The 25,369-nt window shown below is 42.8% G+C and carries 17 protein-coding genes; 5 read left to right on the top strand and 12 right to left on the bottom strand.

Translation table 11 applies throughout. The features are described from left to right. Nucleotides 1-639: 639 nt before the first annotated feature. Nucleotides 640-1,965: a xylose isomerase gene (gene xylA / locus AB5123_RS02795; protein ID WP_038670249.1), complete on the top strand. Its 1,326-nt coding sequence runs from the start codon at nt 640-642 to the stop codon at nt 1,963-1,965. A 102-nt stretch (nt 1,966-2,067) separates the two neighbouring features. Here the strand turns inward: xylA and AB5123_RS02790 are convergent, their stop codons facing one another. Both AB5123_RS02790 and AB5123_RS02785 read right to left on the bottom strand, forming a co-directional pair. Then, nucleotides 2,068-3,333, bottom strand: coding sequence for a cation:proton antiporter (locus tag AB5123_RS02790; protein WP_278634592.1), 1,266 nt, complete (start codon nt 3,331-3,333; stop codon nt 2,068-2,070). 220 nt (nt 3,334-3,553) lie between these two features. Continuing rightward, nucleotides 3,554-4,762, bottom strand: a complete 1,209-nt coding sequence (locus AB5123_RS02785) for a cellulase (glycosyl hydrolase family 5) (protein WP_287287247.1) — start codon at nt 4,760-4,762, stop codon at nt 3,554-3,556. Nucleotides 4,763-5,076: 314 nt separating this feature from the next. On the opposite strand from AB5123_RS02785, the gene AB5123_RS02780 reads away from it, so the two are divergent. Next, entirely contained in the window at nt 5,077-7,791 is a 2,715-nt protein-coding gene (locus AB5123_RS02780; protein WP_368364505.1) for a cellulase family glycosylhydrolase, read from the top strand. 127 nt (nt 7,792-7,918) lie between these two features. Here AB5123_RS02780 and AB5123_RS02775 read toward each other — a convergent pair whose 3' ends face one another. The 5 genes from AB5123_RS02775 to AB5123_RS02755 form a co-directional block, all read right to left on the bottom strand. After that, complete coding sequence (locus AB5123_RS02775; RefSeq protein WP_337812060.1) at nt 7,919-9,682, bottom strand: glycosyltransferase family 39 protein; 1,764 nt, start codon at nt 9,680-9,682, stop codon at nt 7,919-7,921. A gap of 1 nt (nt 9,683) precedes the next feature. Then, nucleotides 9,684-11,246, bottom strand: coding sequence for an NAD(P)/FAD-dependent oxidoreductase (locus tag AB5123_RS02770; protein ID WP_368364504.1), 1,563 nt, complete (start codon nt 11,244-11,246; stop codon nt 9,684-9,686). Nucleotides 11,247-11,263: 17 nt separating this feature from the next. Next, complete coding sequence (locus AB5123_RS02765; RefSeq protein WP_117856860.1) at nt 11,264-11,725, bottom strand: GtrA family protein; 462 nt, start codon at nt 11,723-11,725, stop codon at nt 11,264-11,266. Between the two features lie 354 nt (nt 11,726-12,079). Next, the gene (locus AB5123_RS02760; RefSeq protein WP_368364503.1) at nt 12,080-13,954 is read right to left on the bottom strand and encodes a diguanylate cyclase; all 1,875 of its coding nucleotides are present in this window, start codon (nt 13,952-13,954) and stop codon (nt 12,080-12,082) included. 148 nt (nt 13,955-14,102) lie between these two features. Next, on the bottom strand, nt 14,103-14,801 hold the full coding sequence (locus AB5123_RS02755) for a hypothetical protein (protein ID WP_117863603.1): 699 nt from the start codon (nt 14,799-14,801) through the stop codon (nt 14,103-14,105). Nucleotides 14,802-15,652: 851 nt separating this feature from the next. Between AB5123_RS02755 and AB5123_RS02750 the strand changes: the two genes are divergently transcribed. After that, entirely contained in the window at nt 15,653-16,963 is a 1,311-nt protein-coding gene (locus AB5123_RS02750; protein ID WP_337399101.1) for an SGNH/GDSL hydrolase family protein, read from the top strand. Between the two features lie 246 nt (nt 16,964-17,209). Here AB5123_RS02750 and AB5123_RS02745 read toward each other — a convergent pair whose 3' ends face one another. From AB5123_RS02745 to AB5123_RS02735, 3 genes are all read right to left on the bottom strand, one after another. Continuing rightward, nucleotides 17,210-17,734, bottom strand: coding sequence for a hypothetical protein (locus tag AB5123_RS02745; protein WP_022287202.1), 525 nt, complete (start codon nt 17,732-17,734; stop codon nt 17,210-17,212). 20 nt (nt 17,735-17,754) lie between these two features. Then, nucleotides 17,755-18,741: a hypothetical protein gene (locus AB5123_RS02740; RefSeq protein WP_117863600.1), complete on the bottom strand. Its 987-nt coding sequence runs from the start codon at nt 18,739-18,741 to the stop codon at nt 17,755-17,757. Between the two features lie 184 nt (nt 18,742-18,925). Further along, nucleotides 18,926-21,334: a glycosyl hydrolase family 65 protein gene (locus AB5123_RS02735; protein WP_038670230.1), complete on the bottom strand. Its 2,409-nt coding sequence runs from the start codon at nt 21,332-21,334 to the stop codon at nt 18,926-18,928. Between the two features lie 343 nt (nt 21,335-21,677). Between AB5123_RS02735 and AB5123_RS02730 the strand changes: the two genes are divergently transcribed. Both AB5123_RS02730 and AB5123_RS02725 read left to right on the top strand, forming a co-directional pair. Beyond that, nucleotides 21,678-22,703, top strand: coding sequence for a hypothetical protein (locus tag AB5123_RS02730; protein ID WP_368364502.1), 1,026 nt, complete (start codon nt 21,678-21,680; stop codon nt 22,701-22,703). A 16-nt stretch (nt 22,704-22,719) separates the two neighbouring features. Beyond that, the gene (locus AB5123_RS02725; RefSeq protein ID WP_368364501.1) at nt 22,720-23,280 is read left to right on the top strand and encodes a hypothetical protein; all 561 of its coding nucleotides are present in this window, start codon (nt 22,720-22,722) and stop codon (nt 23,278-23,280) included. Nucleotides 23,281-23,337: 57 nt separating this feature from the next. Here AB5123_RS02725 and AB5123_RS02720 read toward each other — a convergent pair whose 3' ends face one another. Both AB5123_RS02720 and AB5123_RS02715 read right to left on the bottom strand, forming a co-directional pair. Then, entirely contained in the window at nt 23,338-23,619 is a 282-nt protein-coding gene (locus tag AB5123_RS02720) for a hypothetical protein (protein WP_022287268.1), read from the bottom strand. Nucleotides 23,620-23,852: 233 nt separating this feature from the next. Further along, nucleotides 23,853-25,358 (bottom strand): DUF4340 domain-containing protein, encoded by a 1,506-nt coding sequence (locus AB5123_RS02715; RefSeq protein ID WP_368364500.1) that lies wholly within the window; start codon nt 25,356-25,358, stop codon nt 23,853-23,855. Nucleotides 25,359-25,369 lie beyond the last annotated feature (11 nt).

Raw genomic sequence — 25,369 nt, 5'->3', positions numbered from 1 at the left:
CGAACGGGACGCCCATTTCTGTGAAACAGAAATTGCGTCGCTCCCATACAAGTGCGGTGGGCAAGTTTTTCGGTTGCCAAACCGTGTTGTAATTGTGGGCTTGTTCCTTCGACGGGCGAACGGTGTTCGCCCCTACAGATTTATTGCCGTGGGTTTATCCGTATTTTATATTCAATTTTCAAGCTTCAAACAAGGTGCAGGAAGTGCTTTTCTGTGCGATCAGAACCTCTCATCGTGTTCACCTAACTCACGTTGACAAAATGTTTCCTCATACACTGCTACCTTGCAGGATATTCGATTTGGGATAATACCCTTATACTTATCCCGAAAAAGGGGTAATTTGTTGCATAAAAAATGCAACAATTGCAGAAATGTTGCCAAATTAAAAGATAAATCATTTGTTTGCACAAGTTTAGTTGTCAAAATTTGTGCAGTTATTACAGAAAATTATTACAGAAATATTGATGAAAATACGAGAAAAAATAGTGTGTCTATGCAGTTATCCCACAATTTTAATATATATCAATATATGCAATTTTGATAAAAAACAGTTGACAAACGGGTGCGATTTGGTGTATTATTGTATTGTAATCGTTTAATCGTTAAGATCAAACAATAATATATTCGGAGGTCAAAATTATGGCAGAGTATTTTAAGGATATTCCAAAGATCAAGTATGAGGGCGTAAACTCAACTAATCCCCTCTCTTTTAAGTATTATAACCCAGATGAGGTTGTAATGGGCAAGACTATGAGAGAACAGCTCAAGTTCGCTCTTTCATGGTGGCACACAATGGGCGGCGACGGCACTGATATGTTCGGCTGCGGCACTACTGACAAGACTTGGGGCGAGGCTGCTCCTGAGGCAAGAGCTAAGAAGAAGGTCGATGTTGCTTTCGAGATAATGGACAAGCTTTCTATCGACTATTTCTGCTTCCATGACCGTGACCTTTCTCCTGAGTACGGTGATCTCGGCACCACTAACGCAAAGCTTGCTGAGGTAGTTGACTACATAGCTGAAAAAATGGCTGCTGACCCTACTAAGAAGCTTCTTTGGGGTACTGCTAAGTGCTTCGATCACCCAAGATATATGCATGGTGCAGGCACATCACCTTCTGCTGATGTTTTCGCTTATGCGGCTGCTCAGATCAAGAACGCTGTTGACGCTACTATCAAGCTTGGCGGTAAGGGCTACGTTTTCTGGGGCGGAAGAGAAGGATATGAGACTCTTCTGAACACAAACATGGGTCTGGAGCTTGACAACATGGCAAGACTTATGAAGATGACAGTTGATTACGCTCGTTCAAAGGGCTACACTGGTGATTTCTACATCGAGCCAAAGCCAAAGGAGCCTACAAAGCATCAGTATGATTTCGATACAGCTACAGTTCTTGGATTCCTGAGAAAATATGGTCTTGACAAGGACTTCAAAATGAACATCGAGGCTAACCACGCTACACTTGCCCAGCACACATTCCAGCATGAGCTGAGAGTTGCAAGAGATAACGGTGTATTCGGTTCTATCGACGCTAACCAGGGCGACCCACTGCTCGGTTGGGATACAGACCAGTTCCCTACAAACGCTTATGACGCTACACTTTGTATGTACGAAGTTCTCAAGGCAGGCGGCTTCACAAACGGCGGTCTGAACTTTGACGCTAAGGCAAGAAGAGGCTCATACACAATGGAAGACATTTTCCTGAGCTACATTGCAGGTATGGACACATTTGCACTTGGTCTTAAGGCTGCTGCAAAGATCATTGAGGACGGCAGACTTGACAAGTTCGTTGATGACAGATATGCAAGCTGGACAACAGGCATTGGTGCAGACATCATTGCAGGTAAGGCTGACATGGAGAGCCTTGAGAAGTATGCAGTTGAGAAGGGCGAAGTTACTGACTCACTTTCAAGCGGCAGACAGGAATATCTGGAGAGCGTACTCAATCAGATCATGTTCAATCTTTAAGCAGGGGCGTGCCCCTGCACCCATATCCGCTATCATTCGTGGTAGCGGATTTTTTGTACAAAAAAAGAGCGGCTCTCAGCGAACCGCCCTCTTTGATTATCATTATTTCTCTTTTCTTGAGAGTTCCTGCAACTCCTGTTCATACTGTGAGAAGCCCTCCACAGACTTCATAAGCTCGTCCTCAACGTGTTCTTCATGATTATCCTTAAACACAAACTTCAGGAATACCGGTGTGATTATCGTTGTTGCAACCACCATGATGATGATAGGTGCGAAAACCTCGTCGCCCATAAGTCCAAGCTTCTGTCCTTTAGCCGCTACTATAAGTGCGACCTCGCCTCGTGAGATCATACCCATTGCTATCTGCAAGCTTTCCTGATTTGTATACTTACAAACCTTTGCGCCTAGTCCGCAGCCTATTATCTTTGTGACTATTGCCACAGCAAGGAGCAAAACTGTAAACAGCACCATTTTGCCGCCCATGTTGATACCGTTCATTGTAAGACCGATGCTTGCAAAGAACACTGGTGAAAGGAACATATACGAAAGTGTTTCAAATCTGTTTGAGATATACTTTACGTCCTTTTCGCTTGAAATTGCAAGACCTGCAACAAATGCGCCTGTGATATCTGCTACGCCGAAAAGCTCTGCTACATACGCCATGAGCAGGCAGAAAACGAAGGAAATGATAACGTGACGTCTAAGGTCTTTTTTATCTCTTTTTCTCCACTTTGTGAACACGACATGGTAAACGACTGTACAGCCGATAGCCACTGCAAAGAACGCTACTATCTTAATAAGAACTGTTGCAACGTGAACGCTTGTATCTGCAAGGCTTGTGATAAGGGTCAATGCGATGATACCAAGGATATCGTCTATGATAGCCGCACCGAGAATAGCATTACCTGCTCTTGTAGAGAGCTTGCCAAGCTCTTTCAGAGTTTCTACTGTGATAGAAACTGATGTTGCAGTAAGCACAACGCCTATGAAGAGGTGCTGCAGGAATGGTGAGCAGGCGAGCTTATCGCCCTTGCCTACGCCCATTGCAGCGGCAAGTCCAAGTCCGCCGAACAGTGGTACGATAACGCCAAGAAGAGCGATTATGAATGACGCTTTACCAGTCCTTTTAAGCTCCTTAACGTCTGTTGTAAGTCCTGCGGTGAACATCAGCACGATAACGCCAATTTCTGACAGTTCTGAGATGAACTCAGTTTCTTTTACAACATTAAGAACGGCAGGTCCGAGTATTACGCCCGCCAACAACGCACCGACTACCTGCGGCAGTTTCATTTTCTTTGTTACAAGTCCGAGAATTTTGGTCGAAAGCAGTATAAGTGCAATAAACAATATGTAGCTGTATTCTTCCATGATTTTACTTCCTTTCCACGCCGCCATTATATGACGTTAATGCGTAAAAATAACGATCTACAGCATTTTACTCTCTGCAAATCGTCATTGATTTTCCGTATCTTATTATAGCATTATGCCGCACTATAGTCAACAGACAGCACAATTTGTTCACAAAAAAGAGCAACAAAAAAGAGCCGCAAAAGTCGGCTCTTTTTGTGATTATTTTATCAAAGTTTGTTTATACAGCTTTTTTGCCGTTAGGGAATATCTTATCCTCGCAGATACCTGCCATTTTCTCTATAGCAGGCTGTATATCCAGCCACAGTCCGCAGCCGTCGTCCTGACCGCTTGTTTTCCATGCAAACACGCCGTTCCAGCCATTGTTGTAAGCGTCCTCATAAGCTGAGGTGATGTCGAAATCGCTGTCGCTTGCAACGGCTGGGCATTCGCCTATAACGCAAGGCTTTGTACCGTCAAGGCCAAAGTCTGTTGGAGATTCGCTGAAAGGATATCCCCACATTCCCTGCATCCAGGTGTACCAATGAGTTGAATAGAAGTCAACATATGCAAGGCTCTTATCATACTTATCTCCGCTGAGGGTGCTTTGCAGCTCGCTGTCGGATATTTTGTTGCCCTGCTGGCTGTCGGAGTTATACTTTATCATACCCATGCCCACGGTTACGAGAACGTCTGAATTTGCATGGATAGCTGCGGCTGCCTTTGCATAATACTGCTCCAGATAGAGCCAATCAAGCTTGCCGCACTCTTCATTTTCAACTATCCAGTCAGGCTCGTTACAAAGGTCCACAGACCAGAAATAGTCGCTCTTGCCATATCTTTGAACGAGAGGAACTATATAGTTATCTACAAACATATCTGTCTTGTCGCTGTCCTGAATGAGCGTTCTCCAAGCCTGATAATTCTGGTTCTGATCCTTGAAGTTATCAAAGGACTGAACTGTTGCCATTATATAGATCTGATACTGCTCTGCAAGATAGAACAGATTGTCAAGATCCTCCCAATGAGCTGTTGTTGCACCGTCAAATGTACCGTCTGCTGAAATAGCCATACCAACGTCGCCGTTGCAGATTATCCAGATCCTTGCGGCATTTACGCCTGAATTGTGAAGCTTCTGGAAATGATCCTGCCAGAACTCAAAATTAAAGCCTCCGCCAAAGTCGTTCCACTTATCCCATGGAGCGTTCACTCCATTGAACCAAAGCTCCTTGTCGCCCACCATGAATTTTGTTCCGTCGATCTTGACTTTCGCTGAGCCGTCGGTCGTTGTTGCATAATCCTTTTCAGGCATTGCAGTTTCCGAAACAACGGCAGAGCTGTTGTTTGATTTGCTTTCAGCCTTTGAGCTTGAGGAATTATCTCCGCAGCCCACGGTCGAAACAAGCATCAGCACTGCAAGTGATGATGCAAGCCACTGTTTAACTTTCATAAAATATACCTTTCCTTTCTTTGGACTAAAGTTTTTAACACATTTGATTATAGCACAATACTGCTTCATTTTCAATAGCAAGATCTGATTTTTTTGCAGATAATATCCTCTAAAATTTTAACATTGTATAATTATATTAACCCTAGTAAATCGACACTTTTTATATAGTGATTAAAAATATGAACATTTGAGATTTATACACAAAAAGAATGTATGTTATTTGTTTAATAAGCGTATTCTAATTTGAACAGAGATGTGGTATAATGAAAGACACTGATGAGGTTAATATTTTATATATGAAAGGACGGGAAAGAATGAAATCAGTATCAAAAAGATACCTGAGCTTTATTTTATCTCTTTTAATGGCAATGACCATATTTATTGGTCTTGACCTTGGGGATATAAATGTGCAGGCATTGTCGGGAGATACTCTCAAAAACGCTGACACGGAAGCCATACTTGAGGATATGGGTCTGGGCTGGAATTTGGGCAACTCTCTTGACGCAACAGGCGGTTCGGGTCTTGACACGGAAACATCGTGGAGCAATCCTAAAACAACTCAGGCTCTTATAGACAAGGTAAAGTCTTTAGGCTTCAACACAGTGAGAGTGCCTGTTTCTTGGGGCAAGCACGTATCGGGTGACAACTACACTATCGACTCAGCATGGCTTGCAAGAGTAAAGGAAGTTGTTGACTACTGCTACAAAAACGATATGTATGTAATTCTCAACATTCATCATGACACAAAGTCTTCTGCAAGCGCTTCGGGAGCAGGATATTATCCAAGGTCTTCTGCATATTCAAGCTCTGAGAAATTTGTCACGAGCGTATGGTCACAGGCGGCAGAATATTTCAAGGATTACGACTATCATCTTATATTTGAAACCCTTAACGAGCCTCGGCTTATTGGCACAGGCTATGAGTGGTGGTTCAACAAGTGGAACATTCCGTCAGAGGTAAAGGACGCCATAGACTGCATTAACAAGCTAAATCAGAAGGCTGTTGACACCATAAGAGACACAGGCTCAAACAACAGGGGCAGACTTATCATGTGTCCTGGTTACGACGCTTCCATAGACGGGGCAACTGTTTCAGGCTTCAAGCTTCCTACAGATATCTCAGGCAACAAAAACCGCATCGCTGTATCAGTTCACGCTTACAGCCCTTACAACTTTGCAATGAATGTTGGTTCAGGCTCGACCTCTACATATACATCTTCTATAAAGAACGAGCTTCAGGACCTTTTCAGCACGCTGAAAAGCAATTTCCGTGACAAGGGTATACCTGTTGTTATCGGCGAGTTTGGCTCAACGGACAAGAACAACACTGCTGAGCGTGTAAAGTGGGCAACAGATTACACTGCGCTTGCAAAGAAGAACAACATTCCATGCGTACTGTGGGACAACAATGCTTTTGCAGTATACAACGGAAACAGCATTGTTCTCAACAGTGAATATCACGGCTACATAAACAGAAAAAACAACACTGTTACAAGCCCTGCAAAGGACGTTATCGAGGCTCTTATGAAGCCTTACGGCAAAAAAGCAGATCTTAACTGCTCTTCAAGCGTCACCATAGTTGCGGGACAGAGCAAGAACATTGGCGCAAGCTCATCAACAAGCGGTGCTGTTCTCACATACAAAAGCACGACTCCGTCAATATGCACTGTTGACAAGAACGGAAACGTGACCGCTTTCAAGACAGGCACAGGATATGTTACTGTTACGGCTTCTGCAAATGGTTATGACAGCGTTTCAAAGGACGTTAAGATAGTTGTTTCAAAGAAGAGCCTTAACAACGGACTTCTTACGCTTTCAGAAACAAGCTATGTTTATGACGGCACATACAAAAAGCCTACGGCTACAGTTACGTTTGGCGGCAAGGTGCTTCAGGAAGGCAAGGATTACACTATCTCATACAGAAACAATCTGAACGTTGGCGTTACAACTGTTATTGCGACAGGCATGGGCGACTACACAGGTTACACATCAAAGAACTTCACTATCACAAAGCGTGCAATGGCAGGCGGAACAGTTTCAGTGGCTTCAAGCGTTTCATTCACGGGAAGCAATATTACTCCGTCAGTTACAGTAAAGGTAGCAGGCAGGACGCTTACAAGCGGCACTGACTACACAGTTTCATACTCAAACAACAAGAACGTTGGCACGTCAAACGTTTATGTATACGGCAAGGGCAACTATTCAGGCTCTCTGAGTGCTAAGTTCGACATTGTTCCTGCAAAACAGCAGATACAGAAGCTTGAAACAAAATACAAGGGCTTCTATATTGATTGGGCGCAGAAAGGCTCTGCAACGGGATATGACGTTGAGTATTCTGTAAACGCAAACATGAGCGGTGCAGTTTCAAAGCATTTGACAGCAAGCAAGCCTGACACGCTGACAGTAAGCGGTCTGGCAGGGAACAAGACATATTATGTTCGTGTTCGTTCTTACACAAACGTAAACGGCAAGGTATACTACGGCGCATGGTCTGATATAAAGAGCATAAAGACAGCTAACAACGACATCACAAAGGCTACTGTTTCGGGCATTTCCACAAAGGCGTTCACAGGAAAGGCTATTACACAGAACGTAACTGTAAAGGTCGGAAACACTGTTCTAAAAAACGGCACTGACTACACAGTTTCATACTCAAACAACAAAAAAGTTGGCAAGGCTACTGTAAAGATAACAGGCAAGGGCAAGTATGGCGGAGTTATCACAAAGACGTTCAAGATAAATCCTGCAAAGCAGGAGATACAGAAGCTTACGGCTAAGTCAAAGGCTTTCTTTGTGGATTGGGCGCAGAAAGGCTCTGCTACCGGATATGAAATTCAGTATGCTACAAACTCAAAGTTCACAAGTGCAAAGAAAGTGACTATAACAAACAACAAGACAGACAAGACCACTGTTTCAAAGCTTTCTGCCAACAAAAAATACTATGTTCGTGTAAGATCTTACACAACTGTAGGCGGCACAAAGTATTACGGGGCTTGGTCGGCTGTTAAGAATGTGACTACTAAGAAATAAGGCTATATTGGCATAATGAAAATACCGACGGCTCGGGTTGAGCGGTCGGTATTTTTTTGCGATATTTTTCAGTTTGTGGGGAAGCTAGGCGAACGAACGTTGTTCGCCCCTGCATGGGGTCGGGGTTTTATCCGTTGGTGCTTGCCACAAAGAAGTATGTTATGTAGGACAGGACGATAAATGCAGAAGAAAGATAGCTCAGGGTGCTGACTATGGCTTTGCATGGGGCTTTTTCAGAGCGGTTGCAAAGGTCTGTGAAAAGTCCGATATTTATAAGTCCTATGAGCATACATGGGATTATGTATCTGAAATTCATTGTGCAGATAAAAGGATATTTAATGCAGAAGTTATAATAGTTGCCTAAGATAGTGGCATAAACCACTGTGAGCATGAGTTTTTCGGTAAATCTTGCGTTATCGGTCTTTACAAAAAGCACTATGAGCATTGCGATGAACGCTATGACCGCAAGAACCAAGGCTATCCAGAAAAGTGCATATGGCACGAGCCTTGCGTTTTCGGGGAAGAAAGTTTCGTTTATGCCCTCGCCAAAAATGGAGTTTTTAAGCATTGCTATGGTAGGGTTATACTCTTTATAGCTTTCTCCGCCCCACTGCTCAAAGACTATTTTGATCTGTGAGAAGCTGAAGTCTGTAAGGCGGTGTTTGGCTGTAAGGTCGCCTATATACTGGACGTCGGCATTTGAAAGGCTTGGGACATAGTTTGGTTTTACGCCGAAACGCAGGTAGTTTCTCACGCTCCACCAAAGTCCAAGAGGACAGCATATTACACCGAAAAGGCACATTTGACCCAGGCGGTTTGCCATATTCTTACGATTTTGCACAAGCGCCATAAAGAAAAGTATGGCTACGGCAGGGGCGATAAGCCCTACGGATATTTTTGTCATCATGCCAAGTCCGATACAGAGGGCGGCTTTGACGATATTCTTTGCAGTCTGCTCTCTATACCATTTCAGCACGCAATATATTGCTCCCACTGTAAAGCACAGCATAAGAGGGTCGTTATTTATTCCACCTGACATAAGGACAAAGTATGGATACATACAGCACATTCCAAACGGTATGGTCAGGGCTTTGCCTTTAAGGTCAAAGAGCCTTAATATCTTATAGACTGTTATTGTTACGGCACAGACATAGAAGAGGGTCAAGGCTTGTATAGCCTCGCACGCCATGTAATACTCTATGCCTATGGAGGCGCAGAATTTCAGCCATACTGCACAGATGATATGATGCAGAGGCGGGTGATAATACTGCCAAAGGGTGGTAGGGTCGAAATTCGGCAGGGCGTTGTTATTATAGATATACTCTATATAGCCTGCGTGACCGCCCTCGCCGCCGAAATACCACACGTCATTTTGTCTTGTATAGATATCAGACATGAAAACATAGGAATAGCGCAGGACAAAGCCTGCTCCTGCCAAAGCAAGGCAGGTGACACGGTCGTGGAACTTTTTATCGTTATTGAGCAACGCGACATACATAACAAGCACGACGCAAAGTCCTGCAAAGCAGATAAAAGCCGCTTTATACTGGGTATGTACGAAATAATTCACTGCCGCAAGGGTCAAAAGGGTCTTGCCTGCAAAGGTCAAAACTGAGCCTGCGGTATGCTTTCCGCTGTCATCGAGCTGTTTCAAAAACCGTCTGAGGTAGAAAAACTCTATTATCATGAAAACGCCACACACAATGACGCCGTTTAAAAACTTATAGCTATAGCTTCCAAAGCCTGTGAGTGCAAGGCATATGAACGCTGCAACTATATAAGGGTGACGGCTGAGGGTGCGGAAGATCGCCTCAAGCCGTCTGTCGCTTATGGCTCTTCTGTTCATGTCTTTCCGCAGGGACAGAAGAAGTCCACCTTTCTTTTTGTTCATATTAGTTTCCAGATTTTTCTTCGTGATATTCTTTTTCTGTATTCACGTTCCAGATATCTTTTCTGCTCTTTTTGCCTGTCTTTATAGCCTCGGCTGTTTCCATGGCGGTGAGCATTGAATGGTCCATATTATTATATCTATGCTGACCATTTCTGCCCACGCAATATAGGTTAGGGAAAGTATCGAGGAACTTTATCATGGTATCGAAATGCTTATATGTATCAAAATAAGCAGGATATGCTTTCTTGACCTTTTCTCTATGGGAATCGAGGACTTCGTTTTCGGAGATAACGCCCATTTTAACAAGCTCGGCAGTGGCGAACTTCACGCAATCCTCATCGGACATATTCCAGAAATCGTCCCCCTCGGCACAGAAATACTCAAGGCCTATCCAAACTGTATCCTCAGGCTTTTCCACCATATAAGGCGACCAGTTGTTGAATATCTGTATTCTGCCAAGCTTTACGCCCTTATCCTGAACGTATATCCAGCAATCAGGAACGATATTGCCGAGAGTTGTTTTATTTGTTTCATTTTTAAGGTTGAGCTTATTGACCAGCAGACCAACGGTAACAAAGTCACGGTATGGCAGACCCTTGGCTATCTTTATGACGGTATCGCAAGGCTTTGTGCCGTCCATGCCGAGGATAAGGTCTTTGACAGGCATTGAGGAGATAAAGATATCACCAGTGAAGGTCTTTTCGCCCTCAGCGGTATCGCAGACAACGGAGGTGACTTTCCTGCCCTCGCACATTATTTTCTTTACCTGACAGCCTGTGAGTATTTTTCCCCCAAGCTCTTTTACTTTCTCAGCGGCGGTCTCCCAAAGCTGACCTGGGCCGTATTTTGGATACCAGAACTGTTCGATAAGGGAGGTTTCCACCTCGTCCTTATTCTTTGTGCCGAACACCTTTTTGAACATATCTTTCAAAAGGGCTGTGATAGAGAGGCCTTTTACACGCTGTGAGCCCCAATCTGCGGATATCTCGCTTGGGTGTCTGCCCCAGAGCTTTTCGGTATAGCCCTCAAAGAACATAGAATAGAGGACTTTTCCGAAACGGTTTATATAGAAGTTCTCAAGGTTTGTTTCAGGCTTTTTGAACACGCACGCCCACAGGTAGCTAAAGCCTGCTTTCATGGTGGTGACAAAGCCCATGTTCTTTATGGTTTCGGGCTTCATTGAGATAGGGTAGTCGAAGAAGTGCTTGTTGTAATAAATTCTCGACACTCTGTCACGGACGAGCATTACATTATCCTCAGTTTCAGGGTCGGGGCCGTTTTCGGCAAGTGGCTTTTCGTGGCCTAGCTTTTTATCGTCATAGGCAGGCTTGCCCTGCAAAGGCATAAGGTCTGCCCACCAATCCATGACCTGCTGATTTTTGGAGAAAAATCTGTGTCCGCCTATATCCATGCGGTTGCCGTTATATCTCACTGTCTGTGATATTCCGCCCATTGCCTGCGAGCTTTCAAGTATGGTCACGTCATAGTCACCGCCGTTTTTAAGAAGCTCTATTGCCGCAGTCAGACCGGCTGGGCCTGCGCCTATAATAATTACCTTTTCCATGTGTTATCCTCTCCTGTTTAGTCTTTATTTTTATCAAATATAATAAATTTTCTGCCTGCAAAGTTCCATATGAAAACTATCACTGTGGAAACGAGTTTGCCCACAAGATAATATTTATCCTGCGGGAGAAGCGTGCCGAATATGAGCTTTGAAGCAAGGATATCCTTGAAAAACCATATTATTGCGGCATTTATGCCAAGTCCCACAACGCCCACGGCGGCAAATGCCGCAAACTCTGCAAGGCGGTTTTTTATCTTTGAATTTTTGAATATCCAAAATGTGCTCAGAACATAATTCACCAAAAGTCCTGCCACGAAAGAGATAGTCGCGGCAATGACGGGGTCGAAGCGGCAAAGCTCCACAAGCGCGGTCATAATGCCGTAATCCACCACAAAGGCAAAGCCGCCCACAAAGACGTATCTGAAAAACTGTATGAATGTATTATCGGTATCACCCGAAAAAAGCTGTTTTATCTTCATTTTTTATGTTCCGTTCTGAAAAGTTTCTTGTGGGCAACACTGCAAAAAGTGAGCCTACTATATATAAGTACGTTTTAAAAAGGCAAAATGTCGCTATTTTTTACAAAATTCTATCTTTCGCACAAATATAAGACGCTGTTTTTGTACATGGTGCTTAAACACAAAGTTCATAAAGCATTAATTAATATTATACAACTTTTTCTTCATTTCGTCAAGTAAACTTGTGCAAAAACAAAAAAACGGACGGTTTTATCCGTCCGCTGAGGGTGTATGAAAATTTTTGCCGATCGGTCAATGACAAAAAGAGGGCGACCAAAGGTCGCCCATACAAGTTTTTTTCAGACCCATTACAGGTCATATTCTGTTATGAGGTTTAAGTCTTTTATCTTCATACATATATTTATCGGCGATGTGCATAACATCGTCGAACCAGAAATTTTCTACCGGAGCAACGGCTGCGCCCACGCTTACTGAGAGAACATAGGATCTACCGCTTCGTCTGTTCAGCTCTGCCATTTTATCCTTTATCTCTTCCTTGACCTGCTCGGCAAGGTCTGTATCAACTATAGCAAAAAGGGCAAGCTCATCTCCGCCAAATCTTCCGCAGACTTTATTTTCTATGCTCACGCTGTCGATAGCGTTTGCGGCGGCTCTTATTGCATAGTCGCCTGCCTCGTGACCGAAATTATCGTTTATATATTTCAGTCCGTCAACGTCCACTGAGACTACCAATGCAAGCTGGTCGTTTCTTCGTGGGAGAGTTTCAAGGGCGTTATAAAAGCCAGTACGGTTATAAAGCCCTGTTAGCATATCGTGACGGTACATTTCTTCGATATGCTTTGTCATATACTTCTGATAGGTGACGCTTCGGAAGCTGCCCAAGGCGGTATTTAGGGAATTTACATAGAGTGGTATTTTAAAATACTCGCTGAGCTGCGCCGGAAAATAGAAGCAGGCATAGCCAAGTGGTACGCCGATATGGGCAAGTGCTGAAAATATGAGGGGGACTTTATAGTCCATTATATTCTCTATATCGGGAATGATGTTGGTGCGGTCAAAAGGCTGTGGGATATTCCTATCTTCCACGGCACGGCTCCGCAAAAGTATCATTTTATCGCTAAAAAGCGGTTCTCTATCGCTTATTACACCAGGGGCTTTACGTTCGTCAAAGAAATCGCCGTTCACCACAATAGCCACATCGCCAAAATTATACTCCTTCAGCAGTGCGGCAAGAGTCTTAGGAGTTTCACAATTCATGATATTCACTGCAAGCTCATAGAGGACACGCTCCTCGTCCTGATAGCGGTTCATTCTGTCTCTGAGTATTCTGATATACTCCCCTGTATTTATCTGCTCGACTGATGGTTTACATCCGCAGGAATTTTCAACGGACAGATCATAGTCTACTGTATATATCTTTTCGGGCTTTTCACCAGCCAAAGCTTTACTTATAACATCAATGATGGTTTTAGCGGTATCATCATAGCTACAGCCGCTTGTTGTAAGCATAGGAGTGCAAAAATTAGCTTCTTCTGAGCCGTCAAAGCCTGTTATGATAATATCCTCCGGGATCTTATAGCCCCTTCTTTGAAACTCAGCCCCTGCGGCTATAGCCATCATATCATTTGCACAGATGATCGCTCTTGGGACTTTATTTTTTTCTATCATATCGTCCACTGCTTTCAAAGCAGGAACAGACCAATAGTCACCGTAATAAAAGACATCATTTCTGAATGGGATATCATACTCCTCGAGTAGCTTTCTGAAAACTGCTATACGCTCTTCTGAATTTTCTTCGTCTTTTCTGCCTGCGATAAAGCCTATATCTCTTACACCATGCTGTTCTATCACATGGCGAACCACTTGTTCAAAGCCTTTTGCATAGCCGAATTTGATGCTTATACAATCGTCATGCTCTACGCCAACTGATATGACAGGCTTACCATATTTGGCGGCGTCCATTCTGTTTTTTGTCATTACATTCTCAGCATACACACCTTCTTCAAAGGTCACGACGGCATCTGTTATATTATAATCAATAAGGTCAAACACAGACTGCTCGCCTTTTTCAGACAGAGTCTTCCAATAAAGGTCTGAGCAGGTGTGATATACAAACAGCCTGTAATCGTTTTCAACAGCAAAATTATTAAGAGCCCGTATGATTCTATAATTACGCTCATCATAGACTTTACACATACAGACCGCAATTATTTTGATGTTACCGATCATACAGCACAGCTCCTTTCCTATAAATTCAAACACAGTGTTATTATAACATGATTTAATGAATAAATCAAGAGAAAATCGGACAATTTTTAAGAAATTAAGACATAGTTTCGCACACTTGATTAAATAATTAAAGAAAAGGAGCAGGCTGTTAATCCAGTCTGCTCACATCGTTCCATGACCTTACACGCTGATAAGACATTTTATGCTGTTGGAGATACTCGTCGGTATTTTCGGGAGGGCTGGCGATATCCTGTGGTTTATCGCTTGTAAAGATATCCTCATAGTCGTTAGTTATGACCTTATCGCCCTTTTGGTTATCCAGCAATTTTTGCAGGTTTTCGGTCATTTTATCACGGGTAAGCCCCTCGAAGTCTATACGCTCTTTTCTGCCGTCAAAGGGAAAGTTGGGGAGTTTACGCATGAAATTAAGGTCAGACACAGTTTTTGCGGTGATGACAGCGGCTACTATAAGGTAGGCGAGCATAACGAAAGTATCGCCTGACACGCTGTCAAAAAGGGCGAATTTCAGACCCATATATAATATCATCACGACAGGGGAGGCGACTATCAATTTAGTTGTATCCGCCATGAGCAAAGCACCGCAGGCGGCAAACGCCGCATAGTTAAAAAAGGCATTTGAGCTTGCATCAAAAAATGCGAACATCGCACTTTCCGCCGCAAAATAATTCGCCCATCCTATCATTCCGTATATTATAGCCGCAGGAATAATCAACGCAAAGGTAAAAGCTGCAAATCGCCGCTGCCTTTTTATAAGCCTGCGGAAATGCCTGCGAAGAGTTTCGTCAGGCAGTGTTTTATAGTCGGCTCTCAGATCAAACATTTCCATGTTATGTCACCTCCTGAATTTATTATAGCATGGGGGTAGGGGATTGTCAAATGGTTTCTGGGGGTGTTAGCACAAACCATGTAGGGGAGCGGCGCAATTTCTGCTTTGCAGAAATACGACGTCCCATTATTTCTCGCACGTCACCATTTGTGTTTTTTCACAACAACCCCGAATAACCACACAACGCATTTGTAGGGGACGGCGCCCTCGACGTCCCGACCCCTCGACAGCCTTTGTCCCCCTGCATGGCTTGTGAAAAAAATACAAACCTCACTCCTTCGAGCGGGCTGTCGAGGGCGCCAGCCCCTACAATGCTGAAATTGCATAATTTCAGAACACGGGCGAACGCTGTTCGCCCCTACATCTAATTCGGGCAAGTTCCTGCCGCCGCAAAATCGCTTCGCTCTTTGCGTATCTACATTGCGCTTAGGGCTAGAAAGACGGTGCAGATTTAATTCTCCGATATCACTTTCATCTGATATCCTATTTCTATCTGCTTTTGATACTACAATCTGCACCTTGTCGGCTTACGCCGAATGAGGCTCTGCCTCAAACTCCGACAGGGCTTTGCCCTGTACACACAATGGGTTTCACCCCTTGACCCTGACCAGGGACGTGTCCCTGGACCTTTTGCTCGCTTCGCTCGGTGTTGGGTACTCTACTTTGTGTGGCACTGTCATTCCTCACTCCTCACTCCTCATTTAACTCCGCTCCTCACTTAGCCTCGCCCCTGATTTATTCAAATGTAATCGTTTTATACCTATTGCATTAATTTGCTTTTTGTTGTATAATATATTTGTTAATATATACAGCCATTTGGCAAAATCAAGATATGAAAGGACCTTATTACTATGAAGAAATTCCTTGCGGCGGCTCTTGCTCTTTGCATGACAAGCGCTGCTCTCACAAGCTGCGGTGATTCAAACAGCTCTTCTGCTGCTGACTCAAACTCCGCTGCGGCAAACTCTCAGGCTTCCGATTCAAGTGCGGCTGATACCGAAAGTGTTTCAGACAAGCTTCTTGCTGAATACCCTGCATCTACGGAAAAGATAGATGTTAAAAATGGTGCTACTGAGAACATGATCGCCAGAAGCGTTATCAACGAGGGCGACACTTCCCGTCTTGCGGCTAAGCTCGACTACGCTCTGCAAAATCCTAAGGAGACAACAAAGATCTGTTTCATCGGCGACTCTATCACGGCAGGTTCGGGTGCTAACTCCTCAACTAATCAGTATGTAAACCAGTTCAAGAGCTGGTGGGAGGAAAACATAAGCTTCTATGTTGATGTTACTAATGCCGGTATCGGTGCAACTGACTCATACATAGGTGTTCACAGGGCACAGCGTGACGCTTTGGAGGCTAAGCCTGACATTATCGTTATCGAGTTTATCAATGACGCTGATGATGAATTTTATGAGTCCTGCATGGACAGCCTTGTAAGAATGTGTCTTGAGCAGGACAACAATCCTGCAGTTATGATACTTGAGCCTTCAACTGAGGGGGGCACATCTCCACAGGCTGCACATCTCAAGGTAGCACAGGCTTACAACATTCCTATGATTTCTTATCATGACGCTGTTATGCCTGAGATAGAGGCTGGCAACTTCACATGGGCTGACATTTCACCTGACAACGTTCACCCTAATGATGACGGACACATTATAATGGCTTCACTGCTCACAAAATTCGTTGGCAACATAAAGGACAATATTGACAGCGTTGACAAGGAAGCGAAGGCATTTGACACAAGCACTGCTGCACCGACGGGCGATGTATTCGCTGACGCTACTATCGGAAGCCGTCAGACAGAGGACATTGTAAAGACAACTGATGAGGGAACATTCACAGATGTTACAACATTCCAGAAGTTCACAGACGGTTGGGGAACGACAACAGGCGGCACTATCAAGTTTGAGATAACTGCAAAGAACATTGGTATGATATACTACATGACAGTTGACGGCAAGTCCGGCGTGGCTGCGGTAAAGGTCGATGGCGAGGACGTTGCGACTATCAACGCTGACTTCACAAGCGGCTGGGGCAACTATGCTAAGGCACAGCAGATATACTCATCTGACGAGGTGGCTACTCACACTGTTGAGGTAACTGTCGTTGATGACACAAAGCCTAACTTCCAGATACTTAACTGGCTTATTTCATAAGGATCTATAATAATATTTTGGCGGATACGAGAGTTCGTATCCGCCGATTTTTGTTTTCATTTATGTTATATGAATTAAATAGGACACAAAATATTTAGTGAAAACTAAGCAGCCAGCTTAACAAAAACGAAAATAGATATGATATAATAAATATGCTGAAAGAAACAAACACAGCGATAACTTATTGATCCCCTTAATAAGACTTCTCCCGACAGGTTTTCCGACTGTCTGGAGTTTTTTTGCATATTAGTTTTCTTTTTGTTCTGTGATAATATCCGAAAGCTTATTTATCAGATCTTCAGGCACGTTGTAGTAACACTTATTTATCTTTACGTTATACGCATCTGCCGTCGTTTGTCTGACAATTATGCTATATTCTTTACCGTCTGATACTTTCCACTGAGCAGTACCCTTTGAAAGCATTCCATTTTTTGCTGTATTTTCATCGACCGCATAGCTTAAACTTTCGTTGAGGAGCTGGCGAAATTCTGTTATAGCCGTTTCATCTGTTATATCCCAGTTTTTCCCCTTTGCATATGGGTCGCCATACTCGGCAGACACGCCAAAGCCATTTATATTGCTGAAATCAAGTTCTGTGATACTATCATTGTCCACCGAAGCTTCACTTTGTTCAGTGCTTTCACCGAGCACAACAGAGCTGTTTGCAGGCGTTGGGGCGGCACTGCTTTCTGTGGTATTTCCGCAGGCTGTCATTACAGCTATTCCTGACAAAGTGAAAATAAATAATATTTTATATTTCGTTTTGTTCATAATATCGCCTCCATAACAGTTTATTTACATTTTGTAAGATATACTATGCCATCACAATAGTTGCTGTTAATCACTACATTATCATTACCCCAGCCATCATTTACTATATACCATTTATAGATAATCTTATTACCATTATATCGTAGTTTTGTCCCATATGCTACAACCCAATGGCCTTTATAAATAGGGTGATTTGCCAGACCCGCAATTACTGGAGTATTTAACGCATTCACATTGTAATATGTCATTCCCCAATAATCACCCGAACGTCGTGTAACTGTTTCAAGCGATGTTAATGACGTAACTTGTTTATACGCTTTTTCTATGCCAGAAGTTAATTCTTCATAATTAGTTCCAATTTTTTGGGGTTCAATTATTTTTCTTAAAGTTTCAAAGGCTTTTTGGGGATCGTTAGCATATGCAGATTTCAAATAATCATGAGACACATAATCATAATAATAGAATAACAGAATAGTCGTAGCTAAAGAACCACAAGCGTTTAAATCGCCTCCATTGTAATTTAAAAGTCTCGTTTTTCCCTTTACTGTCCATGAAACATCTCTAATATTTGAGGTTGAACTGAATGTCTGAATAGAATATTCGGACGATTCTATTGGCTCAAAATCAAAATCACTGACATTATTACCAGTAGTGATATCAAAGAACTCACCATTTTCTTCTGTCACATATTCTAACGGACCGCCATAATAGACAATATCGTCATAATTTGCATATGGTGACTCTGCTGTTGGACTATACTCTATAATGCAATCATTTACATCATAGATGATATATCCATTCTCACAGTCTAAACAAGTTGCCACTTGTTCATTTTCCTGATTAAGTAGCTGGTGTCTGTTCACAATATCGCCCATGTTATCATTCTCAATGGTGTATTGAATCATACTAGGCACAGAATAGTAGCTTTCATTTGAGTAAGCTAACACATCAGTTGACATTGTTCCCATGATAGCAAAAGCTAATACTGTTGATATAATTTTTTTCATAATATCGCCTCCTGTAATAATTATACTCGAATTGGATAATTACTACAATTGACAATTTTAACATATTACTTGTTTATGTTTTGTACAATTTACTAAATAAATCTAAATGTTATTAAAAATCGGCAGCAGGCACATGATAGCGTCTGCTGCCGAAGGTTTTATATTGTTTTAAGCATTAAAGCAATTATCCAAGAACAACAACGATGTTTGTCTGCTCTGTCATCTTGCACTCGCACACGAAGTTGCCTTCAACTGCTTCGCCGTTGACTGTCATAGACTTTACGCCGCTCTGAACGTGGTCTGGGTTCTGAATGTCGATAGAAAGGTGCTTGCCACGGAAGTTCTTTTCGATCTTGAAGCCGTCCCATGTGTGTGGGATAGATGGGCTTATTACAAGTCCCTCTGCGTTTGGTCTCATACCGCAGATACCCTCTACGCAGCCTACCATTACTGTTGAGCCTGTACCTGTCAGCCAATGAACGTGTGAACGTCCTGCATATGGTGAACGTGTTGACTCTGTAAACTGACCGTGAACGTATGGCTCAAGTATTCTTACTTCTGCCTTATCGTTCATGTTAGCAGGTGAGGACTCGAGGAAGTACTCGAATGCTCTGTCACCATGACCGAGAAGTGACTCTGCAAGGATAGCCCAGCCCTGTGTCTGTGAGAAGATACCACCATTCTCCTTTGTATCAGGGTTAAAGATGTGCATGAGAGCACCGTCAAAGTAATGATCTACATAAGGTGGCTCCATGATCTTTACGCCAAATGGAGTATTGAGTATCTCGTGTACCTTTTCCATTGCTGTTTCAGCCTGCTTATCAGATGCGAAGCCTGAGATAACTGACCAAGACTGTGGGTTGAGCCACATTGAAGCCTCTGGATCCTTCTTAGCGCCAACGATCTCGCCGTTCTCTCTGTAGCCTCTGATGAATCTATCCTCGTCCCAGCAAGCTTCAAGGCTCTTGCCGAGTTCAGGCTGTACCTTGTCGATATAAGCAGCGTACTCATTATCGCCTCTGTCAAGAGCATAGCCCTTGATGATGCTCATTGCATAGTAGAGCTGGAATGCAACGAATGTTGACTCACCCTTCTTGCCAAGTCTGAGGCAGTCGTTCCAGTCAGCATAAAGACCTGCTGGCATTGTATGAGCGCCAAGTCTTTCCATTGAGAAGTTGATAGCTCTCTTAAGATGCTCGTAAACTGTATCCTCGCCGCCGTTTGCATATACGATAACTTCATCGAGGAACGCCTTGTTTCCGCTCTCGCCGATATACTTATTAACTGTTGGGAAGAGCCAGAGAGCGTCGTCTGCTCTATAGCATGGGTGGCCTGTTTCCTTAGCGTAGATAGAGTTCTCATCGTTCTCGTCCGGGCAAGTTTCGTGGCCTGCCTTGTGGTCGAACTTAACAAGTGGAAGTCCGCCGCCGTTATCTACCTGTGCAGAGATCATAAATCTGATCTTTTCAGCAGCAAGCTCAGGATTGATATGGATAATACCCTGAATATCCTGAACTGTATCTCTATAGCCGTAGCCGTTTCTCAGACCGCAATAGATGAATGATGCAGCTCTTGACCAGATAAATGTGATGAAGCACTGATAAGCGTTCCATACGTTTACCATGTTATTGAACTCGTCAGAAGGAGTTTCGATCTGGAAGTTATTGAGCTGACCATGCCAGTAAGCGATAAGCTCCTTTACCTCAGCGTCTACCTTGCCAGGCTCGTTATATGCAGCGAGTATCTCGTCTGCTACCTTTGGATTCTTCTGACCAACAACATAGATTATCTCCTTTGTTTCGCCAGGAGCAAGGATAATGTCAGACTGAAGAGCGCCGCAAGCGTTTGAGTTATAGTTGAGCTTGTTATCGCAGAAGCCTCTTTCAACTGCAACAGGGTTGCCGTATGTTCTGTAAGAGCCGATAAAGCTGTCCAGATTACCGTTATAAGCGGAAACAGGAGCGCCAACTACGCCGAAAAATCTTTCTCTCCAGTTAGAGCCGTTCTCGTCCTTACCGCTGTTCTCATTGATGTGCTGAACGATCTTATTGCCCTCAAAGCTTGTTCTTGTGATGAACAGTGTATACTGGAGGTTTACCTGATCCTGCTCGTAGTTGTTCTCATTTGTGAACTCTACAAAGCCGAATGTTGAAAGGTTTCTGTATCTGTCAGAGTTATTTGTGATCTTAGTTCTCCATACCTCATATGTTTTGTTCAGAGGAACATAATATGTAAGCTCAGAGTGGATATCTGCATAGTCAGACTTGATAGTTGTATAAGCTGTACCATGGTGGCACTCTGTCTTATACTGATCAAGAGGCTTGCCTACAGGCTGCCATGTGCATGACCAATAATCCTTGGCGTCGTTATCTCTGATGTAGATATATCTGCCAGGAAGACCGATATTTGAGTTGAAACGATAACGGATTATTCTTCCGTTAGCACCGCTCTTTACAAAGCTGTATCCGCCGCCGTTGTTGGATACGATAGCACCGTACTCAGGTGAGCCGAGATAGTTAGCCCAAGGTGCAGGTGTGTCAGGTCTTGTGATGACGTATTCCTTGTGTTCAAGGTCAAAATAACCATACTGCATATTTTTTATACGCTCCTTTTCAATATTTTAAAGTTGTAAACGTTTCACCAAAATGGCGTAAACGTTTCCCTCATAGATCCCGTCATTATTCATAACGCTTATATTATTTTAGCATACTTCCGATAGCTTTACAAGGGGGTAAAGCCAAAAAAATGGGCGTATTTTCAAAAAACTTTTTCGGGATTGTAGACTTTTGAAACTTAAACGATTGAAAATCGTCATGCTTTTTGTCATTGTCCAAAACGCACTAATAACTGATATTTATTTGTATATATTGGATATTGACGGCAGTGCTTAAATATGGTATATTGTGTATATAATAAATTATAGGAGGTTTACCATTATGAACATTAAAGGAAGAGTTTTAGCTATGGTTTCTGCTTGTGTTGTGATTTTCTCACAAAGTTCAATCGCAACGTTTGCTCTTGATAACCAGGAGGTTCTTACATTACCAACTTCTGTTTCAGATTTAACCAGCGCTGAAAACATGGGACAAGTGGTTAAAATTCACAACTTACATGGAGCAGATGAAGGAACCATTGCTTTCTGCGCTGAAATGGAGTCGGGATATGTGATATATGATTTGTCAGGAAATACAATAGAGTATAGTCCTACATCATCATCTCCATATAGCGACTTACAAGGCGATTTATATTATGCTGGTCCACTTGAATACTTGACTAAAACAAGCACTGATTACAAAAATTTGCGAACAGGTGAGATTTTAACAGACGAGCAATTCAACGAAGTTACTGAGAGTTTTACTAATGAGAGCATAAAACTTTCATCAACTAATTTTATAAGTTCAAGTGCTTCCAGGGCTAATTCAGGATTGCACACAACGGTTTCAAAAGTATCTGGAACACCTAGAAAACTGAACTACAACACATCTAATCAATGTGGGGCGTTAGCAGCTGTTATCAACTTATGCTATATTGATGACTACAAAGACAACAATTGTTTGAGCAATTCTTATTCTAATAATCCCAAAAGTCTTTTCAACACCCTTAACAATTATATTCCGAGAGAAACAGACCGGAATGGAATAATAAATGGACTTAGCAACGCAAAAAAAGATAAAATATGTAGTTTTACTTCATCGCCTGACGCTTACTATGGCGGTGATTCATGGGGATTTTGTTTTTACAGGATACTCACGTCAAATTCTCCAACCATATTACTTATTATAAAGCATCCGAATTATGGTGGAGCAAAGGGGAGAAATCATTGGGTACTAACATATGGCATTGTTCAATGCTTCGATAATAATAATAAATTAGTTGATAAATATTTTATTGTTAACGATGGGTATGGAAAAAATGATATACGAATCCATTACACATATCAGGACGACTGTGTTTACATTTAAGGGTAGGTGACAAAACATGAAAAAGACAGTTTATTTGGTTTTAGCGCTCTCACTGCTTCTTTGCTCATGCTCACAGACAACAGACAATGATAACAAAAGCAAGGTCAATGACAGCAGTACAGTTGTGACAACAGCTTCTACAACAATGACAACTACCACAACTTCATCATCAAAGGTTGATGAAAATGCTGAAATTTCGGCATATTATATTCATCACTGGTATGGAGAAGAGCCATATGAGATAACAGACAAGAACACTATCCACAAGATAACTGCATGGATAGAGAATGCTAAATCGGTATGCAAGGATTATCCTTACATTGACGGCTTAGAATACGGTGGCGCAGACTCTTATGGAATCTCTCTCGAAAAGGATGAATCAAGTGATGCGTATGAGAGCATTTGTGTTATCGATGTTTCACAGTATTCGTGGGACACCTCAGGCGGTATGCACTCTGAAAGTAAAATATGCAATTTTAGCATAAAAGATGATACAGGCGAATTTCAGGATTACAATTTGCCAAAGGAAATGATAGATGAAATAATGCCCCTTATAACAAGACCGAACGTTGAATAACACATACAAAACCGGCGTGTATCTTCGTGATACACGCCGGTCGTTTCTATTATGTTTTTATGATACCTTGAGCCATGCGCAGGCAAAATCAAGTGCTTCATAGAGGCTTGATTTCTCTGCTACCTTAACTATCTGCTTATTCGGAGGCAGTGTGCTGTCTGTTGCAAATTTTCTTATTCTTACCTTATTTGCAACGTCGATACCGCCGACCTTTTCTGTAGAAAGTATTTCTATCATGACTACGAACTCGTCATACATATTTCCAAAATAGATATTATTCCCTTTTCTCACCAGTGGAACGCCCTTATAGGTGAAAAAAGCTTTCTTTTCTTCTGCCATTTATCTCTCCGCCTTTCTCATAATATATTTCTCTTTTTGTTTACTATTTTATTATACCATACTTTTCACATAATTAAAAGAGCTTTTGACAACTTTTTTGCGCAGGTTTTCAGCCTTGCTTTATGTGGGATACATATTGTATCACATATTCTTTGCGAAAGCTGTCGAAACATGACCGTAGGGGCGAACGCTGTTCGCCCGTCAGATCATATGCTTAGCATGGGGTATGCGTTTTAATAGTTATCGTCCACAGCCTCGCCTTTAAGAAGTCTGTCCATATTTGCAACGAACGTATCTACCCAAGTTGACTGTATTCTGAATGAGGTTTCACCATTTAGCTTGACTACAGAACGTCTTGAAGAATCCTTATAAATCTCCATAACGTCCTTTTTGCCGTCCTTGCGGTCGAATGTTATAGTCAGATAGCTTTCGCCCTCAGGGTCTGTGAAGTAAATCTCATTTGTCGGGCAACCCATAAGATACTGATAGAAGGTCTTAAAGTTGTCAACATCAAGCTCCTTGCCGTCTGTTGTGACCTTTGTTACCTGTGCAGTAGTTTTGCCGTCAGAATCTGTATCCGTGCTTGCGCCTGAGCTTTCCACCTCATAAACGGTCTTTTTACCATTATAGACTACCTCAACGTTCTTAAGGTCAACAAGGTAGTTTGAAGTCATAAGGCTTGTGATAACGTCCTCTGCTTTGATCGTTGCCCATGGGAGGTTATCGGCTGAAACGAGGTATATAGCGTCAACGCCCTTTACGCCCTCAAAGTAGCAATAATATGCAGACACTGTATCTGTTGTTTCACTGCTGTCGCCTGCTGTTGCATAGACAGGGTCGCCTATTTTAAGGGTATAGTCATAGCCGTCTCCCGAGAGTCTTACTGTTGCGAACGGGTCGGAAAGTCCATGCTCCTTCATTGCAGTTTCATCAGGTGCGATGACCTCACAGCTCTGTGCTGTAAGTCCCCACATACCATGGGTAGTTGCTGAAGAATTTGTGATGTTCAGGTATGAGAAGATAGGCTCTGTCATTACCTGACCTGAAAGTCCCTCTATCTCGTTCGGGTTATTTTCAAACGCCATTTCATAGTCCAGATCTTTTCTTGTAACTGTTTCCTTGCCATAGTCAGGCCAATCGTCGTCAGCCGGCTTTGTGAGCAAAGTAAGGTTCGCATATGCGGTCACTGGATCTGTATAGTATGAAAGCTTTGTTCCCATTACCATATAGACGGTCTTTTCATCGTCAAGGCTCACATAGCTGTATCTTTCGTTGCTTGGTGAAACAGAGCCTACATGAAGGGTAGTGGCAGTGCCGTCGCTGTATTCAACTGTGAGATCTGCTGTGGGCTTATCAAGACCGTATTTTGACATATCCTCAACGTTTTCTTCAACGAGCTTTTTCGCCTTGAAGCCGTCAAGATTCGATATCATGGAAGCTTCTGCGGTGGCATTTGCATTGAGAGTGCCAAGCTCAGGTATGCTCCATGTGGATTTACCTGACTCGAACTTATTAACGGAATACTCGCCATGTTCGTTTGAAACCTTTACGCTTGTTATATCGTCGCTTGACTTTGTAAGGATAACAACGCTCTCGTCCTGACTTGAAACTGCCGCTGTTGACGATGAGCTGGAGTCTGCGTCTGATTTGCCTGAGGTGGAGTTGAGAAACGCCATTACTCCCACCAGACAAGCGGCTGTGACTCCGCAGATAATGATACCCTGCAATTTACCATTCATTTGTGATTACC

It is taken from the genome of Ruminococcus sp. RTP21204st1_B2_RTP21204_210225 (assembly GCF_040914135.1).
GTDB classification, from domain to species: Bacteria; Bacillota; Clostridia; order Oscillospirales; family Ruminococcaceae; genus Hominimerdicola; species Hominimerdicola aceti.
This window is presented reverse-complemented; position numbering and strand designations above follow the sequence as displayed.

What these genes read in the sequence shown, in the direction of transcription:
- xylA (WP_038670249.1), top strand. Translation starts at nt 640, where the DNA reads ATGGCAGAGTATTTTAAGGATATTCCAAAGATCAAGTATGAGGGCGTA.
- AB5123_RS02790 (WP_278634592.1), bottom strand. Translation starts at nt 3,333, where the DNA reads ATGGAAGAATACAGCTACATATTGTTTATTGCACTTATACTGCTTTCG.
- AB5123_RS02785 (WP_287287247.1), bottom strand. Translation starts at nt 4,762, where the DNA reads ATGAAAGTTAAACAGTGGCTTGCATCATCACTTGCAGTGCTGATGCTT.
- AB5123_RS02780 (WP_368364505.1), top strand. Translation starts at nt 5,077, where the DNA reads ATGAAATCAGTATCAAAAAGATACCTGAGCTTTATTTTATCTCTTTTA.
- AB5123_RS02775 (WP_337812060.1), bottom strand. Translation starts at nt 9,682, where the DNA reads ATGAACAAAAAGAAAGGTGGACTTCTTCTGTCCCTGCGGAAAGACATG.
- AB5123_RS02770 (WP_368364504.1), bottom strand. Translation starts at nt 11,246, where the DNA reads ATGGAAAAGGTAATTATTATAGGCGCAGGCCCAGCCGGTCTGACTGCG.
- AB5123_RS02765 (WP_117856860.1), bottom strand. Translation starts at nt 11,725, where the DNA reads ATGAAGATAAAACAGCTTTTTTCGGGTGATACCGATAATACATTCATA.
- AB5123_RS02760 (WP_368364503.1), bottom strand. Translation starts at nt 13,954, where the DNA reads ATGATCGGTAACATCAAAATAATTGCGGTCTGTATGTGTAAAGTCTAT.
- AB5123_RS02755 (WP_117863603.1), bottom strand. Translation starts at nt 14,801, where the DNA reads ATGGAAATGTTTGATCTGAGAGCCGACTATAAAACACTGCCTGACGAA.
- AB5123_RS02750 (WP_337399101.1), top strand. Translation starts at nt 15,653, where the DNA reads ATGAAGAAATTCCTTGCGGCGGCTCTTGCTCTTTGCATGACAAGCGCT.
- AB5123_RS02745 (WP_022287202.1), bottom strand. Translation starts at nt 17,734, where the DNA reads ATGAACAAAACGAAATATAAAATATTATTTATTTTCACTTTGTCAGGA.
- AB5123_RS02740 (WP_117863600.1), bottom strand. Translation starts at nt 18,741, where the DNA reads ATGAAAAAAATTATATCAACAGTATTAGCTTTTGCTATCATGGGAACA.
- AB5123_RS02735 (WP_038670230.1), bottom strand. Translation starts at nt 21,334, where the DNA reads ATGCAGTATGGTTATTTTGACCTTGAACACAAGGAATACGTCATCACA.
- AB5123_RS02730 (WP_368364502.1), top strand. Translation starts at nt 21,678, where the DNA reads ATGAACATTAAAGGAAGAGTTTTAGCTATGGTTTCTGCTTGTGTTGTG.
- AB5123_RS02725 (WP_368364501.1), top strand. Translation starts at nt 22,720, where the DNA reads ATGAAAAAGACAGTTTATTTGGTTTTAGCGCTCTCACTGCTTCTTTGC.
- AB5123_RS02720 (WP_022287268.1), bottom strand. Translation starts at nt 23,619, where the DNA reads ATGGCAGAAGAAAAGAAAGCTTTTTTCACCTATAAGGGCGTTCCACTG.
- AB5123_RS02715 (WP_368364500.1), bottom strand. Translation starts at nt 25,358, where the DNA reads ATGAATGGTAAATTGCAGGGTATCATTATCTGCGGAGTCACAGCCGCT.